Annotated in this window: 13 protein-coding genes; 7 read left to right on the top strand and 6 right to left on the bottom strand. The window is 33.8% G+C overall.

Translation table 11 applies throughout. The features are described 5' to 3' along the window. Positions 1 to 109 precede the first annotated feature (109 nt). Positions 110 to 2,617, top strand: coding sequence for a TonB-dependent receptor domain-containing protein (locus tag AC4FQ5_RS01940; RefSeq protein ID WP_491140813.1), 2,508 nt, complete (start codon positions 110 to 112; stop codon positions 2,615 to 2,617). Positions 2,618 to 2,670: 53 nt separating this feature from the next. On the opposite strand, the gene AC4FQ5_RS01935 is transcribed toward AC4FQ5_RS01940, so the two are convergent. Genes AC4FQ5_RS01935 through AC4FQ5_RS01920 form a run of 4 tightly spaced genes read right to left on the bottom strand, consistent with a single transcriptional unit; the run spans position 2,671 to position 6,521 of the window. Continuing rightward, positions 2,671 to 3,105, bottom strand: coding sequence for an adenylyltransferase/cytidyltransferase family protein (locus tag AC4FQ5_RS01935; RefSeq protein ID WP_491140812.1), 435 nt, complete (start codon positions 3,103 to 3,105; stop codon positions 2,671 to 2,673). 22 nt (positions 3,106 to 3,127) lie between these two features. Then, complete coding sequence (gene galE, locus AC4FQ5_RS01930) at positions 3,128 to 4,150, bottom strand: UDP-glucose 4-epimerase GalE (RefSeq protein ID WP_491140811.1); 1,023 nt, start codon at positions 4,148 to 4,150, stop codon at positions 3,128 to 3,130. Between the two features lie 54 nt (positions 4,151 to 4,204). Beyond that, positions 4,205 to 5,359 carry a hypothetical protein gene (locus tag AC4FQ5_RS01925; protein ID WP_491140810.1) on the bottom strand — a complete coding sequence of 385 codons (1,155 nt, stop codon included), beginning with the start codon at positions 5,357 to 5,359 and terminating at the stop codon, positions 4,205 to 4,207. Between the two features lie 37 nt (positions 5,360 to 5,396). Then, positions 5,397 to 6,521 (bottom strand): DegT/DnrJ/EryC1/StrS family aminotransferase, encoded by a 1,125-nt coding sequence (locus AC4FQ5_RS01920; RefSeq protein ID WP_491140809.1) that lies wholly within the window; start codon positions 6,519 to 6,521, stop codon positions 5,397 to 5,399. A gap of 168 nt (positions 6,522 to 6,689) precedes the next feature. On the opposite strand from AC4FQ5_RS01920, the gene AC4FQ5_RS01915 reads away from it, so the two are divergent. Further along, positions 6,690 to 8,294, top strand: coding sequence for a S8/S53 family peptidase (locus tag AC4FQ5_RS01915; RefSeq protein ID WP_491140808.1), 1,605 nt, complete (start codon positions 6,690 to 6,692; stop codon positions 8,292 to 8,294). A 139-nt stretch (positions 8,295 to 8,433) separates the two neighbouring features. Here AC4FQ5_RS01915 and AC4FQ5_RS01910 read toward each other — a convergent pair whose 3' ends face one another. Further along, entirely contained in the window at positions 8,434 to 10,971 is a 2,538-nt protein-coding gene (locus AC4FQ5_RS01910) for a phosphoenolpyruvate carboxylase (RefSeq protein ID WP_491140807.1), read from the bottom strand. Positions 10,972 to 11,126: 155 nt separating this feature from the next. Here AC4FQ5_RS01910 and AC4FQ5_RS01905 point away from each other — a divergent pair, with 155 nt between their 5' ends. The 5 genes from AC4FQ5_RS01905 to AC4FQ5_RS01885 all read left to right on the top strand — a co-directional run bounded on the left by AC4FQ5_RS01905 (position 11,127) and on the right by AC4FQ5_RS01885 (position 14,875). After that, the gene (locus AC4FQ5_RS01905) at positions 11,127 to 11,384 is read left to right on the top strand and encodes a hypothetical protein (protein WP_491140806.1); all 258 of its coding nucleotides are present in this window, start codon (positions 11,127 to 11,129) and stop codon (positions 11,382 to 11,384) included. Positions 11,385 to 11,887: 503 nt separating this feature from the next. After that, positions 11,888 to 12,169: a hypothetical protein gene (locus AC4FQ5_RS01900; RefSeq protein WP_491140805.1), complete on the top strand. Its 282-nt coding sequence runs from the start codon at positions 11,888 to 11,890 to the stop codon at positions 12,167 to 12,169. 167 nt (positions 12,170 to 12,336) lie between these two features. After that, positions 12,337 to 13,500, top strand: a complete 1,164-nt coding sequence (locus AC4FQ5_RS01895) for an iron-containing alcohol dehydrogenase (protein ID WP_491140804.1) — start codon at positions 12,337 to 12,339, stop codon at positions 13,498 to 13,500. A 191-nt stretch (positions 13,501 to 13,691) separates the two neighbouring features. Then, a complete protein-coding gene (locus AC4FQ5_RS01890; protein WP_491140803.1) occupies positions 13,692 to 14,150 on the top strand; it encodes a lipocalin-like domain-containing protein in 459 nt (152 codons plus the stop codon). Between the two features lie 68 nt (positions 14,151 to 14,218). Continuing rightward, positions 14,219 to 14,875 (top strand): GDSL-type esterase/lipase family protein, encoded by a 657-nt coding sequence (locus tag AC4FQ5_RS01885; RefSeq protein WP_491140802.1) that lies wholly within the window; start codon positions 14,219 to 14,221, stop codon positions 14,873 to 14,875. Between the two features lie 114 nt (positions 14,876 to 14,989). On the opposite strand, the gene AC4FQ5_RS01880 is transcribed toward AC4FQ5_RS01885, so the two are convergent. Then, on the bottom strand, positions 14,990 to 16,342 hold the full coding sequence (locus AC4FQ5_RS01880; RefSeq protein WP_300346819.1) for a DEAD/DEAH box helicase: 1,353 nt from the start codon (positions 16,340 to 16,342) through the stop codon (positions 14,990 to 14,992). Positions 16,343 to 16,537: the final 195 nt, after the last annotated feature.

The following is a 16,537-nucleotide window of genomic DNA, read 5'->3' as shown; positions in this document are numbered from 1 at the left end:
GACCAATCTATTAAAAATAATAAACGAATCTTGAAAACCTGAAAATTCAGCGTTTAATAATTTCATAATTATAAATGTATTTTTCATGATTTCATTTAAAGAATACCTTATGAATCAGACGGAAATAATCAGCATTTTTACAAAGAAAACTTTAGGGCTTACTTTTGTATTATCTGCAGCAGCCTTTGCTTTCGGGCAGGAAAAAATAGGCGTTACGGGGACTATTGTAGATAAAAGCAATCAGCCTGTACCTTATGCTTCTGTTACCTTTAGCAATAAAGCAAATAAGCTTTTCAGCGATGCAACTTTAACAGATGAAAAAGGTCAGTACCAACTTGAGCTGACTCCCGGAAACTATGACATCTCAATTGAAGCAATCGATTACAAGAAAAGTATAATCAACAGACAGATTTCTGCAGCCGGTAGTCTGGGAGCTTTGTCTATCGAAGCCGAAGCTTCTGCAACAAATTTAAAAACTCAGGATATTCAGGGCGTTACAATTACTGTTGCTACAAAACCTTATAAAGTTGAGCTTGACAAAAGAACTTATGACCCGTCTCAGGATATTGTAAGTAAAGGTGGAAATCTTCAGGATGTTCTTTCAAATGTACCTTCAGTTTCTGTAGATACAGACGGAACGGTATCGATGAGAGGAAGCTCAAACGTTCGTTTTTTAATTAATGGAAAACCTTCTGCCCTTCTGGGAATTGATGACGGAGCCAATGCATTACAGAGTATTCCTGCAGATCAAATTGAAAGAATTGAGGTTATTACCAACCCTTCCTCAAAATTTGAGGCAAGCGGAACAGCAGGTATTTTAAATATTATCTTAAAGAAATCTAAAAAAACCGGCTTTAACGGAAGTATAATAGGAACTTTAGGATATTTGCCTCAAACCAATTTAAATACAAATCTTAGCTGGAGAAAAGGAAATCTTACATGGTTTTTAAACGGCGGCGGCGGTTATCGTGAGTCTAAAAATACAAACAGAAACAATGCAACGTTTTTCAATGCTGTTTTAGACGACGACAGAACTTTCACAGGTCAGGAATCAATTACAAACAGCAACAACAGCAACTATAATGCATCTTCAGGTATCGTTTATGATATTTCAGATAAAACATCGGTGAATGCTTCAGCAACTGTTAGAACTTTTGAAAGTGAAAACATTGGTAATGTCACTTATGATTACCGTTTTCTAAAAAATTCAAACTCGTTTGTTAACAGAATGAATACCGGTTCTAATGACAACCTTGCGTTTCAGGCAGATTTAGGTTTAGATCACAAATTTGATGACAAAGGACAAAATCTCTCATTGTCTGCAAGCTTACAAAGTAACAGATCTTATAATGATACTGATGTGAACCAGACTCAAGACAATATTTTTCAATTGCAAAATGTAATCAACCAGACTACTAAAAATAAAACATTAGTTGGTAAAGCTGATTATGAGCTTCCTCTTGGTGAAAACTCAAAAATTGAAGCCGGTTACAGATTAGATATTAATCAAAACATCTATGATAATGATGTTTTGGAAAGAACTGTCAACAATCAGCAGTTTCATTTCCTGAACAACTTTACCTACAATGCCTACTACAGAGAAATATTCAATGCAGGATATTTACAGTTTAAGAGCAAAATTGGTAAACTAGGGTATCAGTTAGGGCTTAGAAATGAATATTCTCAGGTTGATATAAAATATTCAAATTTAGATTATTACACAGATAATATTAACAGTAAGAAGACCTACAATAATCTTTTCCCATCCGTATTCTTAAGCTACGAAATTGCGAAAGACAATCAGTTTTTGGTTAACTATTCAAGAAGAATTGACAGACCGAGATCATTCTTTTTGATTCCAAATCCGAGTTACACCGATAATCAAAATATCTTTGACGGAAATATTGATTTAAATCCATCTTATGTAGATTCTTACGAATTTGGATATAGTATTTCAAAAGGAAAATTTACCATTAACCCGACACTTTACTTCAGACATACTACAGATGATGTAAAAATGTTGGTATATTCTGATCTTGCAGGAGCTTTTCATACAAAACCCATTAATCTGGGAACTGATGACCGCTACGGTTTAGATCTAAATTTCAACTGGGATGCTACGAAATGGCTGAAATTCTTAGGAAATGTTGATTTATTTGGTTACAAAACGACAGGAATTTCTAATGCTCCGGAATTATTGGGTAAACCTTTATCTTTCGAAGGTACAGGTTTCTCCACAAGAGCAAGACTTACTTCAACTTTTAAAGTTGATAAGACATTCAGTTTCCAGCTGCAAGGATTCTACAGAGGTGCCCAGAAAACAGAAAACCAGACCAGAAATGATATGTATGCTTTAAATTTTGGTGCTTCAAAAACAATTTGGGATGGTAACGGAACAGTGAGTTTCAACATTCAGGATATTTTCAATACGCGTGCAATGAGAAGTACTACGAATACATCAGAATTTAGCAGAGATTCTTACATGCAATGGCAGCCAAGACAGTTTGCAGTTTCACTGACTTATAGATTCAAGCAAGGTGAAAAAATCGAGCAGCCGAAGAGAAAGAAAGACGTCAATTCAAATGCTACAGGAGACGACCAACAAGGTCCGATGTAATTGAATTTAATCATCATAAAAAAGTCCCGAAAATTTAATTTTCGGGACTTTTTTTATTTTAGTTTTGCCATCTCGGCTTCGTAGATTCTTTTCCTTAAATCGCTGGATGAAAAACGGTGATCTCTTTTGTTGTAAAAAATTTCAATGCCTTTTTCTTCGCAGTATTTTTTTCCGGTGAAATCTCTGTCCATGTAGTCATCACCGATAATTCTGACATCGATTACAAAAGATTTTAAAATATCTTCAAGATCTTCTTCTGTATAATATGGGATGATTTCATCCACCGCATTTACAGCTTTCAGCTGAATATATCTTTCAACAATGGTTTGTGTAGGTCTGTTTTTGGTAGGTCTGTCGTGAGAAGGATCAATCTGCAACCCTACAATCAGGTAATCACATACCGTTTTAGCCTCTTCTAACATCTTGATATGACCTGCATGTAGCAAATCAAATGACGAAAATGTGATACCTATTCTTTCGGTTTTCATCTTTAATATATTTATGTTTAAATTAATTTTTTCTTGAATTTAAATATTTCTGCCATTCCCAGACAGTTTTTAACGCTTCTTCCAGAGAGGTTTCTGATTTCCAGTTAAGTTCTTTTTCTGCTTTGTCAGCATTGGCATAAGCAACGGTAATATCCCCTTCTCTTCTGTCACAAATTTTGTAAGGAACCGAAACATCATTAGCCGATTCAAAAGCTTTCACCACTTCCAGAACTGACGAACCTTTCCCTGTTCCAAGATTGTAAATATCGATTACAGTTTCTTCTGTATTTTTACTGATTAAGCTTTTTAAAGCAGCAACGTGAGCTTTCGCCAAATCCACTACATAAATATAATCACGGATTGCTGTTCCGTCTTCTGTAGGATAATCATTTCCCCAAACGCTTAACTTTTCACGAATTCCTGCGGCTGTCTGCATCACATAAGGAACCAGATTATTCGGAACTCCGATTGGCAACTCCCCTAACAACGATGATGGATGCGCTCCTATTGGATTAAAATATCTCAAAAGACAGATTTTACTTTGATAAGCCTGAGCAAAGTCTTTCAGAATCTCCTCTCCCATCTGTTTTGTTTTTCCGTAAACGCTTTCCGGCATTTTTAGCGGAGTATTTTCATCGATTGGCATTTCTTCAGCTTGTCCATACACTGTACAAGACGAACTGAAAATAAAGTTTGAAATTTTTCTTGCTTTAAATTCCTGAAGAATATTGATTAAAGAAAATAAATTATTCTCATAATAATCAATTGGTTTTTCCTGACTTTCACCAACCGCTTTGAATGCTGCAAAATTTATACAGCCTTCGATATTGTGTGCATCAAAAACCTGATTGAGAAGTTCTTTTCTTTTTAAATCGAAAGGATAAAAAATAGGTCGCTTACCTGTGATTTCCTCGATATTATTTAAAATAAATTTTTCCGAATTGGATAAGTCATCTACAATAACAACCTCGAAGTTATTATTAATCAGTTCTACCACCGTGTGAGAACCGATGTATCCAAGTCCGCCTGTTACAAGTATTGCCATTTAATTTTGTTTTTTATTACTTGGTACGAAAGTTTTGGTTTCTAAAAATCATTATTACATTATGCCTTCAATTTTTAGGTCTAAAAAATAATTAGCAACATCTTCACCATGCAATTTTAGAATATTTTTGGCTTCTTTTAAAATTTCCAGAAGTTCATTATATTTACTTTTATAAAAAAAATATCTATCCATTGCTTCGGAAAAATAGGTCTGAACATCTTTATTAGGAATGGGTACATGAAAATCTAAAATAGCATCTCGATTATTCTCTTGATGATAATAGAAATGAGATAAGTATTGATAACATTCTAAATTTAGTAATAACAATAGATAGTTTGGCATTACTTTTAAGTTTTCAAATATTAATGCATCTTCAAAAATAAGAATATCATTTTCCTGTTGATCAACTATATTAGTATCACAATATCCGTCTTTGTTAATATAAAATATTAAATTATCTTTTTTTGCCTTTTTCCATATTTTACCATTTATTTCTTCTCCATTATCTTTTTTGACATTCCAAAGATGCAAAAAATCACTTATGCCATTTTCATTAATATAAGAGTATTTTTTTGTAGAAATTAATATTTCCCTGTGGGTACTAATTTTTATTAGTTCTTTTAATGGTTTTGTATCTTTATAATTTGATAATACATTTTGATAAATAGGTACAACTTTCTCCAAAGCATTTAAGAATTGTTTTCTGAACTCTTCTTTTGGTAAACTATCAATACTATTATAAAAATCTGAATTCAAAGTTTTCTTAATTTCACTTACCCTTTCTTTATTTTTAGGCATTTTAATTTTAAAAATAAAATTATGAATTTTAGTTTTTTCTTCAATTTGCTTAATATTGAATTTAGCTTTTTTATATTTTCTATTCAGTCTTTCTGACTCTTCTTCTATAAAAGAGTCAGATATAGTAACATCATTTTCCCATTTCAACATCTTTTCTATAAATTCACTTTGTTCTAAAGACAGCTCTATCAATTCATTATTCAAATGCTCTCCTTCTTCAATAATTGGTTCATACAAAGGATGTTGATGCAAATCATGTGGTAGAATACTTTGAGAGTAACTTAATGGTTGATCTTCTAAGCCTATGTAAATTTGTAGTTGATTTTTATAATTTTGTAGTAAATTATATTGATAACTCGAATAATAATTAATCAATATATCAAGACTTTTTATTTTTTCAATAGCATTCATATTGATATCTGTTTCATTGCGTTTTTTAGGACATTTTTCATCCCATAAACTCCAACACAACATCAGCAATATACTTCAACTGCTCCTCATCCAATTCTGTATGCATGGGTAGAGAAATCACCTGATCCAAAAGCTTATCTGTATTCACAAAATCGGCATCATCACTTTCCTGATAATAGGCTTTTTGTTTTCTTAAAGCTACCGGATAATAGATCATTGCAGGAATTTCTTTTTCAGTCAAGAATTTTTGCAATTCATTGCGCTTTCCATTTAGAATCCTTAGAGTATATTGATGAAACACATGAGTAGAATATTCTGCTCTTTTCGGAGTTAAAATATTTTCATTTCCGGCAAAAGCTTCATCATAATAATCTGCAGCTTTTCTTCTTGCATCGTTGTAAGAATCAAGATTAGGTAGCTTTTTTCTTAAAATTGCTGCCTGAATACTATCCAATCTGGAATTTACCCCAACCTCATCATGATAATATCTTTCGTACATTCCATGATTGACAATTCCTCTTATTTTATATGCTAAGTCATCATTATTGGTAAAAATTGCTCCACCATCGCCATAACAACCTAGATTTTTAGATGGAAAGAAAGAAGTCGTTCCCACTGTAGACATTGTTCCTGCATGTCTTATACTTCCGTCTGAAAATGTAAATTGAGAACCAATTGCCTGTGCATCATCTTCGATCACAAATAAATTGTGTTCTTCAGCAATCTTTAAAATCTCTTCCATATTCGCACACTGTCCGAAAATATGTACCGGAATAATTGCTTTAGTTTTGGGAGTAATTGCTTTTCTGACTTGCTCAGTCGAGATTGTAAACGTATCGTAATCTACATCTACCAAAACAGATTTCAATTTAAGCAAATGAATCACCTCAACAGTTGCTGCAAAAGTAAAATCAGCCGTGATTATCTCATCCCCTTCCTGTAAATCTAAAGCCATTAAGGCAATCTGTAATGCATCTGTTCCGTTGGCACAGGGAATTACGTGCTTTACAGCCAAATAATTTTCCAGCTCATTCTGAAAAGATTTCACTTCAGGACCATTGATAAAAGCTGCGGAATCCATCACATTTAAAACCGCATTATCAACATCATTTTTTATTTTATAATACTGACTCTGCAAGTCAACCATCTGTATTTTTTTCATACGTCAATTTTATTTTTCTAAGTTAAATGTAACCGCTTTACTTTGATGTTATTTTACACAAAGTGCTGAACAGCGATTTCACAAACAAATATTTTCGTAAAAATAAGGATTTTAAAATCCTTTCAAAAATTTTATTGAAATTGTTTTATCTTTATACAAAATAAATAGATGAAAAGACTTTTATTATTTTGTTTTATAGCAGGTTGTGGTTTTATTAAGGCTCAAAGCGAATTGGTTTTTGTATACTTTAATGACAAGCCCAACAAAGCCGCATTTTATGCAAATCCTTTATCTGAACTGACCCAAAAAGCACTCAACAGAAGAACTGCTTTGGGTATTCCTCTGAATGATCAGGATGCACCGATCGAACAGTCATTTATTCAAAATCTTCAAAATTTAGGGTTTACGATTACTGATTCTTCTAAATGGCTGAACGGAGTTGCGGTAACTGCTAATCAGGCTCAGGTAAATATCATTAAAGCCCAGCCTTTCGTGCAGTCAGTAGAAAGCTTTGCAAAAAATTCTTCTCTTGTTTTAAAAACCCAGACTGTCAATAAGTGGGAAAGTTTTGAACTAGCTCAAAAGAATTTAACAGTTTTCAATTATGGTTCAGGTTCTGAGCAAATTGATCAAATCAATTTAAGACCGCTTCATCTTGCAGGATTCACCGGAACGGGTGTTACAATTGCTGTTATTGACACTGGTTTTCCTACCGTCAATACAGGTTCAGCATTCTCAAGATTATGGACAAATAACAGAATTAAAGGCGGTTATGATTTTGTCACAAAATCAACCAATATCTATGATACTACTTTGAATGCGCACGGAACCGTGGTTTTAGGAGCTATCGGAGGATACATTCAAAACACATTTGTAGGTTCTGCTCCTGATGCAGATTTTTATTTATATAGAAGTGAAAATGCCGCCGTGGAAGTTCCCGAAGAAGAACTATATTGGATCGAAGCCGCCGAAGAAGCTGACAGAAAGGGGGTTGACATCATTACAACATCTTTAGGGTATAATATTTTTGACGATCCGAAATACAGCTACACGTACGCCAATATGAACGGAACAACTTCTTTCATTGGAAGAGCAAGCCAGATTGCAGTAAGCAAAGGAATTTTTGTTCTAATTGCAGCTGGAAATTCAGGAGAACAAGCATGGCATTATATTACAACTCCGGGAGATAATGCGCAGGTTTTCACGATAGGATCTGTAGATTCTGCAGGATCAGCATCCGGATTTTCGTCTTTCGGGCCTAATTCCGTAGGAGTTATCAAACCGGACGCAAGTGCAAGAGGAACTGCATCTACAACTGTAAACGATAATTCTACAACAGTAGTTTCCGGAACTTCAATTGCAACGCCGATTGCTGCAGGAGGTGTTGCTTGTTTGATACAGGCTTTTCCTACAATGAGCCGAGATTTAATGAAAACCAAATTGAGACAGACCGCATCTTTATATCCAAATACAAATAACCAAATGGGCTACGGAATATTAAATTTCGGAAACTTATATAATTCTGTTTTGAATACTTCGGAATTAGTAAAAAGAGAGAAAATTTCAATATTTCCAAATCCTGTAAAAACGATTTTGAATGTTGCGACTGAGGGTGAAGTTGTATCTCTTGAAGTGTATGACAATTTGGGCAGATCAGTTTTAAAAACAAAAAATCAGAAATCCATCAACGTACAGGATTTTTCTAATGGAACTTATTATCTGAAAATTCAGGTAAAAGATAAAGTTTATTATGAGAAATTTTTGAAAGAATAAATAAAGAAGCCTTCCAAATTAGAAGGCTTTGTTTTATCATGTTTGTCATTCCGCAGGAATCTCGACAGTATTTTTTTAATTCTTTAGTTAGATTCCTATGGAATGACAAAGATTTCGATTAAGTTTAATATATTAACTTTTAAGCTGAATTTCTACTCGCATTAATATTCCCAAAAAGCGATCTGGTCACCAATTTTTCATACGCAGCTTTATTGCCCTCTCCCTTTTGAATTTTCATTAAAGCATATTGCTGAATGCTTAATAGAGGAAGTACAATTTTCTCACGAATTTTTACCGATTTTCTTGATAATGGATCTTCTTCCTGCAGCATTTTAAAACCTGTCAGCTCAAGCATAATGTCTTTTGAAAGATTGTATTCGCTGAAAAGTACATTCCAGAATTCGCCGAATTTAGGATTGTCTTTTATATAATAGGTCAATGGGAAATAAGATTTGTTCATACTCATCATTGAGTTCAACACCAAAGTTTTAAAGAAATCCGATCCTTTGTACAATTCTCTCACTTCATCAAACCTTCCCTCTTCTTTCATCTGCTGCATCGCAAAACCAAAACCAAAGAATCCGGGAACATTCTGTTTCAATTGTGACCAGGATCCTACAAAAGGAATCGCTCTCAAATCTTCAAATTTAAGTTCATTTCCTCCACCACGTTTTGAAGGACGACTTCCGATATTGGTTTTTCCGTAATATTCGAGCGTACTCATCTCCTGAAGATACGGTACGAACATCGGATGCGCTTTTAGATCTGAATATTTTCTGTAACTGATATTCGCCAATTCAATAATTAGAGCTCTTTCTTTTTCCGTTAAATCTTTTTTGGAATTTTTAAATACATCATTTTCAACACCGGCAGTCAGAAGCTGTTCAAAATTGAATTTTGCCTGTTCTTTATTCCCGAAAATACTTGTGATGGTTTGTCCCTGAATCGTCAATTCAATTTTATTATTGGCAATCGTTTTTCCCTGAGAAGCATAGAAATCATGGGTTTTTCCGCCTCCTCTTGCAGGCGGACCTCCTCGCCCGTCAAAAAAGACCACTTTAATTCCATTTTCTTCTGACAATTTGGTAAGAACTTCTTTCGCTTTATAAATTTCCCAATTGGCTTTCAGATAACCTCCGTCTTTCGTTCCGTCTGAGAAACCAAGCATAATGGTCTGCTGATTTCCTCTTCGTTCTAAATGTTTTTGATAGATTTGATTTTGATATAATTCGGTCATCACGCTTTCTGCATTATCAAGACCTTCCATCGTTTCAAAAAGCGGAACGATATCCATGTTGATTTCCTCGTCTTTGTAACCTGAAATTTTAAAAAATGCATATACATTCATCACGTCTTTCACTGCATCAGAATTGGAAATAATATATCGGTTCATCCCACGGTTTCCGTTGGCTAATTGGATATCTTTCACCTGAGCGACATTGATTAATGTATCTTTTACAATATCTTCAAACTGATCAGCATCTATTTTTTCTGACAGCTGTATCAATTGATTAAATTTCTCATCATTAGTGACTTCACCATTTTTACCAAATTTTGCCTGGTAAACATCATCAATTACCTGCTGATGAATTCTGCTGTCTTGTCTGATATCCAGAGTCGCAAAGTGAGTTCCGAAGATTTTCACGCGATCCTTGAAATTTTGAAGCAGATCAAGAAACAGCGAATTGTGCTGCTCAACCAATATTTTTTCAGCTTCATCCAGTCTTTTGAGAATATCTTCAGCAGTAATTCTTTCATTTCTGAAAATGGCGGAATACAATTCAGTGCTCAGCTGTGCAAAAACTTCAGAAACTCCTCTGAAGCTTAGCCTTCTTCTTACATCTTTTAAATTTCCGTAATAGGATTTTAAAATTGCGGAACGAAGCTCTTCAGAAACTCTTTTCGTAACATCTGCCGTAACGAAAGGATTGCCGTCTCTGTCACCTCCCGGCCAGAAACCAAGCTGAATCAAATCTTCATGCAAATGAAAATGTCCGTTGCCGAAAGTTTTTTTGATCTTGGTGAAAAGTTCGCCGATTGTATCATAATAAACATATCTCAGGTAATGAATAATGCTCAGAGCTTCATCAATCGGAGTCGGTTTTTCTTTATTTACAAAAGGAGTTTTCCCCAATTGCTGCAAAAGCATATCGATATTGGTAATAGAATCATCGGTAATCGATTTTCTCAGATCATGCAAGATTCTCTGCACCGAACTTGGATAAAACTGTGTAGGATGCGCTGTAAAAACAACTTTCACGGTGAAATCTCTTAATTTTTCGCGGACTTTTTCTAATTTATGATCCTGCAAAGAACGTTCAAAGAGATTGGTTACCGTTCCGCTATCGCTTTCAGAATGCAAATTCGGAAAAGCTGCATCTTCTATACTGTCAAACAAAACCACCTGTCTTTCAATATATTGAATAATTTTAAAAAGCAGTTCGAGTTTTTGTTCTTCTGTCTGCAAATCGGTATGATTTGTAAAAAATTCTTCAACAATCTGTTCCGGAGTTTTCCCTGCCTGATAACCTTCTTTGCTTTCTTCATATAAAAAAGGAAGAAGCATCCCAATATTGGTCATTTTATCATAAGGCAGGCTCATAAATAATGAATTGTAGATCTGAAATTTATTTTCTACAATCTGCCTGAATTTTTCTGCGCGCTCGTCGTGTCTCATACAACAAATGTAATAGATTTTAAATTTAATAGCGAGTGATTGAGTTTAAAAAACTGTGAAATTTGATTTATTTAACAAAACATTTTGATGCTAAATACGTTGTTTAAAATAATTAAGCTTATTTTTATATAATTAATGGCATACAATCACCTATTATGAACGAGAAACCACTAAAAAAGCAAAGCATTGATGAATTGTATCACAACGAAAAAAAGACACAGAGAGATTTTATAAGAAATTCAATTGTGATGATTTTTATCATCTGTATTTCTATCTTTATCACTTCTGAAAAGGGAATAGGATTTTTTACTTTTTCTCCTGTATTTTTCAGCTATTCTGTTTTGTCTGCATTTTTTAAATTAAAGAATATCCGCGAAGAAATCAGATCCAGACTGATACATTTAAAGGAATAAACCTTCTTTTTTTCTGCAATACGGGAATTTCATTCTTTTTTTATCAGGATTTTTTATATTTTTGTTTTACCAAATTCAAAACAGATATTAATATGTTTAAGAAAATCTTATGCTTTTTTCCCATCAGTCAGTTTCTTATTTCTTCTAAAAAACTTTTATAACCCCAGAAAATTACTCTTGAACCTGTTGATTCCCAAGGTGAAAACCTTCCGGGAAAAAGGAGTTTGTAAACTTTTCAAGTTTAGCAGACGCAGTATATAATTAATTTCTAAGGATCAAAAAATCTTAAAATGCTGAATTTTATTTCTTTTTTAATTTTTTTAAAGAACAATAAAAATCCACAATACTTGAATTATTAAAAGATCCTTCAAATACAAATTATTATAAAACGTTTATTTTCAACTATATAAGATTACATCAAATAATTATTATTCATTAATAAGAGATTTTTATTGACTGATACTCAAACTTTTTTTTAACTTCGATTTTTAATTATCACATAAATGCAAAAGAAAATACTTTCGGACCAAACCCTGCAAGAACTAAAAAATACTGAAAAAAAACACCTTTCAATCATAAAATTCCATATCATTTCATTTTGCATCTTCGTTGGAATTGCTGCTTATATAACAATTGAAAATGACTTTAGTCTCTATACTTTTTTTCCTTTGCTTTTTTTTCCCATCTACATTTACTCATTTATTAATCTGAAAAAAGTAAAAGCCGAAATTAAAGCAAGAACAGCTTACATTGTCATGCAGAAAAAAATAGAGGATAATAAATAAGCATCAGAGTCAATATTTACAGAGGCTTTAACTATGGACAAAACAAAATTAAAACTTTTACAGAAGTCAATAGTTTAAATAAAATTCGATCATCTAAATTTTAAACTTTCATTAACTGGAATTTTGATAATCAATGCGTAAATTTGGTCTAAAATAAATTTAGAACAATGCTTAATTTCGAGTTAAAAAATCCAACAAAAATACTTTTCGGAAAAGGTGAAATTGCCAAAATTTCAAAAGAAATTCCAAAGGGTGCAAAAATTTTAATGATTTATGGAGGTGGCAGCATCAAAAGCAATGGCGTTTACGACCAGGTAAAGACTGCACTGAAAGATCGTGATCTTGAAGAATTTGGAGGAGTTCCCGCCAATCCTGAATATGAGGTTTTACTGAAAGCTTTAAGTTTCATTAAAGAAAATAACATTAATTATCTTCTCGCAGTTGGCGGAGGTTCTGTAATTGATGGTGTAAAATTCCTTTCTGCTGCAGCCAATTACAATGGTGAGCCATGGGAAATCCTGACAAAACCGGTAAGAACTCTGGAAGGTGAAGGGATGCCTTTCGGAACCATTCTTACTTTACCGGCAACAGGTTCTGAAATGAATTCCGGATATGTCATTTCGAGAAGAGAAACCAATGAAAAATTATCTTCGGGTGGTCCCGGATTATTTCCTCAGTTTTCTGTTTTAGATCCTGAAGTAATCAGGTCTATTCCAAAAAAACAAATTGCCAACGGAATTGCTGATGCATATACTCATGTTTTAGAACAATATATGACTGCTCCATCATCGGCAGATCTTCAGGAAAGAATTGCAGAAAGCATCTTGATTAGCTTACAGGAAACAGCACCAAAGGTAATGTCTGAAGATTTTAACTATGACGCTGCAGGAAACTTTATGTGGTGCTGCACCATGGCTCTTAACGGACTGATTCAAAAAGGGGTCATCACAGACTGGGCAGTTCACGCAATGGGTCATGAGTTAACCGCTTACTACGGAATTGATCATGCAAGAACACTCGCCGTCATTGCACCTTCACACTACCGTTATAATTTTGAAACCAAGAAAGAAAAACTGGCTCAATATGCTGAAAGAGTCTGGAAAATTACTGAGGGAAGCACGGAAGAGAAAGCTGAAGCTGCCATTAAAAAGCTTGAAGAGTTTTTTCACAGCCTTGAAATTCAGACCAGGCTTTCAGATTATACTAATGACTTTCAAAACACTGCTGAACGTGTCGAAAAAGCCTTTACAGAAAGAAACTGGGTCGGTTTAGGAGAATATAAAAAACTGACTCCGCAGGATGCTTATAAAATTGTTGAAATGAGCTATTAAATCCTGAATATTTAAATAGAAGTTAGAAGTCTTGGGATCTTTGAAATGTATAAACCTTAAGTTTTCAGACTTCCGTAGTCACTGCTTTAACCTGAAAAATTATATTTTTTATAAACATTAGTTTAAAAAAGCTGGATTTCATTATAAATATTTGAAATTTATTTATATTTTAGCATCTTAAATATGTGAAAATGAAAAAATACCTACTTTTATTTGCCTTTTCAGCCTTAGCGCTTAGTTCATGTGAAGATGATGATGTCGAAGGTTTTGAAATGGACATGCTAAAAGGTGAATGGAAAGAAACAAAAGAAGAAGTAATTTCCGGAGCAGACAATAAAACGGTACTTAATACTGTAGTACCTACGGGATGCAGCGCAAAAAGCACAACGGAATTCAGGATAGATTATTATGCTGCATACACTGCAGTTACCGGAATAGGAGCTACCTGTACAAGTGCAAAAACAGAAGGAACTTATACGTATGATGCCGAAAAAAAGATTTTAGTGATCAAATATGACAATGATAATGAAAGACCTTACAGGGTCGATATACTCAGCAACAGCGAACTGAGGTTGATGGAAATGTTTGACAGTATAGACTACAACGGAGATCAGAAGATTGACTTTGTTTACAGAAGTTATAAAAGATAAAACCACTTAACTCCCGAAAATTTCGGGAGTTTTTTTCTTATATTTATTTCCACAAAATTTAGAGAACAATGAAGAAGATTTTTGCAGTGTTTCTATTGCTTGCCTTTACCTTTATTTTTTCACAGGAAAAAAAGCCGATGTTTTGGCAGGACATTCAGAATTTCAAAACATTAGATCAGGAATCTGCCCCACCCAAAAATACTATTTTATTAGTAGGAAGTTCATCTTTTACAAAATGGCAGGACGTTTCAGAATATTTTCCGGGCAAAATGATTATCAACAGGGGATTCGGGGGTTCAAGACTGACAGATCTAAATTATTATTCCGAAGACTTGCTTAATCCTTATCAACCAAAGCAAATTATTGTTTATTGCGGTGAAAATGATTTTGCCGACGATGCCAAATTAAAAGCTGATGCTGTCGTTGACAGATTCAAAACATTTTACAGAAAAATACGTGAAAAGTTTCCGAATATTGAGGTTGATTACATCTCGATAAAATATTCTCCGAGCCGGGAAAAACTTTGGCCTCAAATGAAAGTAGCCAATAAGAAAATTGCAAAATTCATGAAGAAGGAAAAAAATGCTGAGTTTATTGATATCACCAAAACAATGAATGATGCAAACGGAAACGTAAGAAAAGACCTTTTTGTAGAAGATATGCTCCACATGACTCCGGAAGGTTACAGACTTTGGACAAATGTTATGAATCCTTATATGAAATAATGCATAACAATTCCACTAAAAATTTGCCTATTTACAAGAAAGCTCAGAAGATTTAAAACTCTCAAATTTTAACGATTCAAACAAAAAACGATTCCAAATTTGGAATCGTTTTTGTTATTTCTTTCTCTTCGACTTAGATATCGATTTCTGTTGCGCTCTGTTGGCTCCGAATTTTTTGGGAGCTTTTCTTTTTGAAGGTCCTCCCCAGTTTTCTTTTTTGTTTTTATCTTTCTTTTCGTGAAAAGCACCTCCACCATCAAAAAGTTTAACCTGAGCCGGATTTTTCATAATAATCAAATCTTCTTCAGAAGCAATCTTTTTAGGATTAATTTTCACTTCGGTCGGGAAGTCAATATATCTTAATTCTTTATCCATCAGTAATTCGATGTCAAGAACCAAAGTTTCTTCTTTTTTCGCCACAAAAGTAATGGCTTTACCATCTTTATCTGCTCTACCTGTTCTACCGATTCTGTGAATATACTGTTCCGGAACTTCAGGAGTTTCAAAGTTGATAACGTGGGTAATATCTGAAATATCAAGACCTCTTGCCATAACGTCAGTCGTTATCAGACCTCTGATTTCTTCATTCTCAAAACGCTTCATTGCTTTCAGTCTGTAGTTTTGAGATTTGTTGGAGTGAATCACGTCAAACTGATCCGGGAAAAGTTCATTGATCTTTGTAAACAATAAATCTGAGTGCTTTTTATTATTAGCAAAAATCAAAACTTTGGACATATCTTCATTGCTCTTCAGTAAATGTTCAAGCAAATTGATTTTGGTGTTGAAATTTTCAACTTTGTAAGCAGTCTGCTCGATTTTCTCAAGCGGAGTCCCCGATTTTGCTAATGAAATTTCAATAGGACCTGCAAAATACTGATCCAGCATTTCGTCAACAGCTTCTGTCATGGTTGCAGAAAAAAGAATATTTTGTCTTTTCTCTCTCATCATTTCGAAAATATGTGTCAACTGAGGTCTGAAACCTAAATTCAGCATTTCGTCAAACTCATCAATGATCAGTTTCTGAACTTCTCTCAGGGAAATTGCATTATCAATTGCCAAATCCATGATTCTACCGGGAGTTCCGACTAGAATATCACAACCATCATTAAATAAAAGCTTTTGCGTATTGATGTTTTTCCCACCGTAAATTCCGATGACTCTTGCAGTGATATTTTCTGTCAGTTTTTCTACGATTTCTGTTACCTGAACCACCAATTCTCTTGTAGGAACCAAGACAACAACGGTAGGATTTCCGTTTTTATTATATTTCCAGGTCTTTAAAACCGGTAAAAGATAAGCTAACGTTTTTCCTGTTCCCGTCTGTGCAATTCCCATCACATCTCGTCCCGAAAGGATCGGACCGATACTCTTCTCCTGAATTGGAGTAGGCTCAAATAAATTTAAATCAGCTAAAACATCAAGAACTTTAACCGGAAGGTCAAAATCTGCAAAAGTGAGTTTTTCCATTTTGCAAAGATAGGCAATTAATTTGGTTGTGGATTATTGCACAAATTTGAAGGATATAGGATAAATTATAGTAATTTTTATGTTTATTTTTTACGTCAAGAATTAACAGAATGTTTATCATTCAGTAGGAATATAAGCAACTAAAAAAAATTCTGTGTTGGGATTCCTCCGGAATGAAAAACTAGCTGGCAAATT

The organism is Chryseobacterium sp. DT-167, from assembly GCF_058310155.1.
Note: the sequence above shows the minus strand (reverse complement) of the source record. Positions and strands in the feature narration are given on the sequence as shown.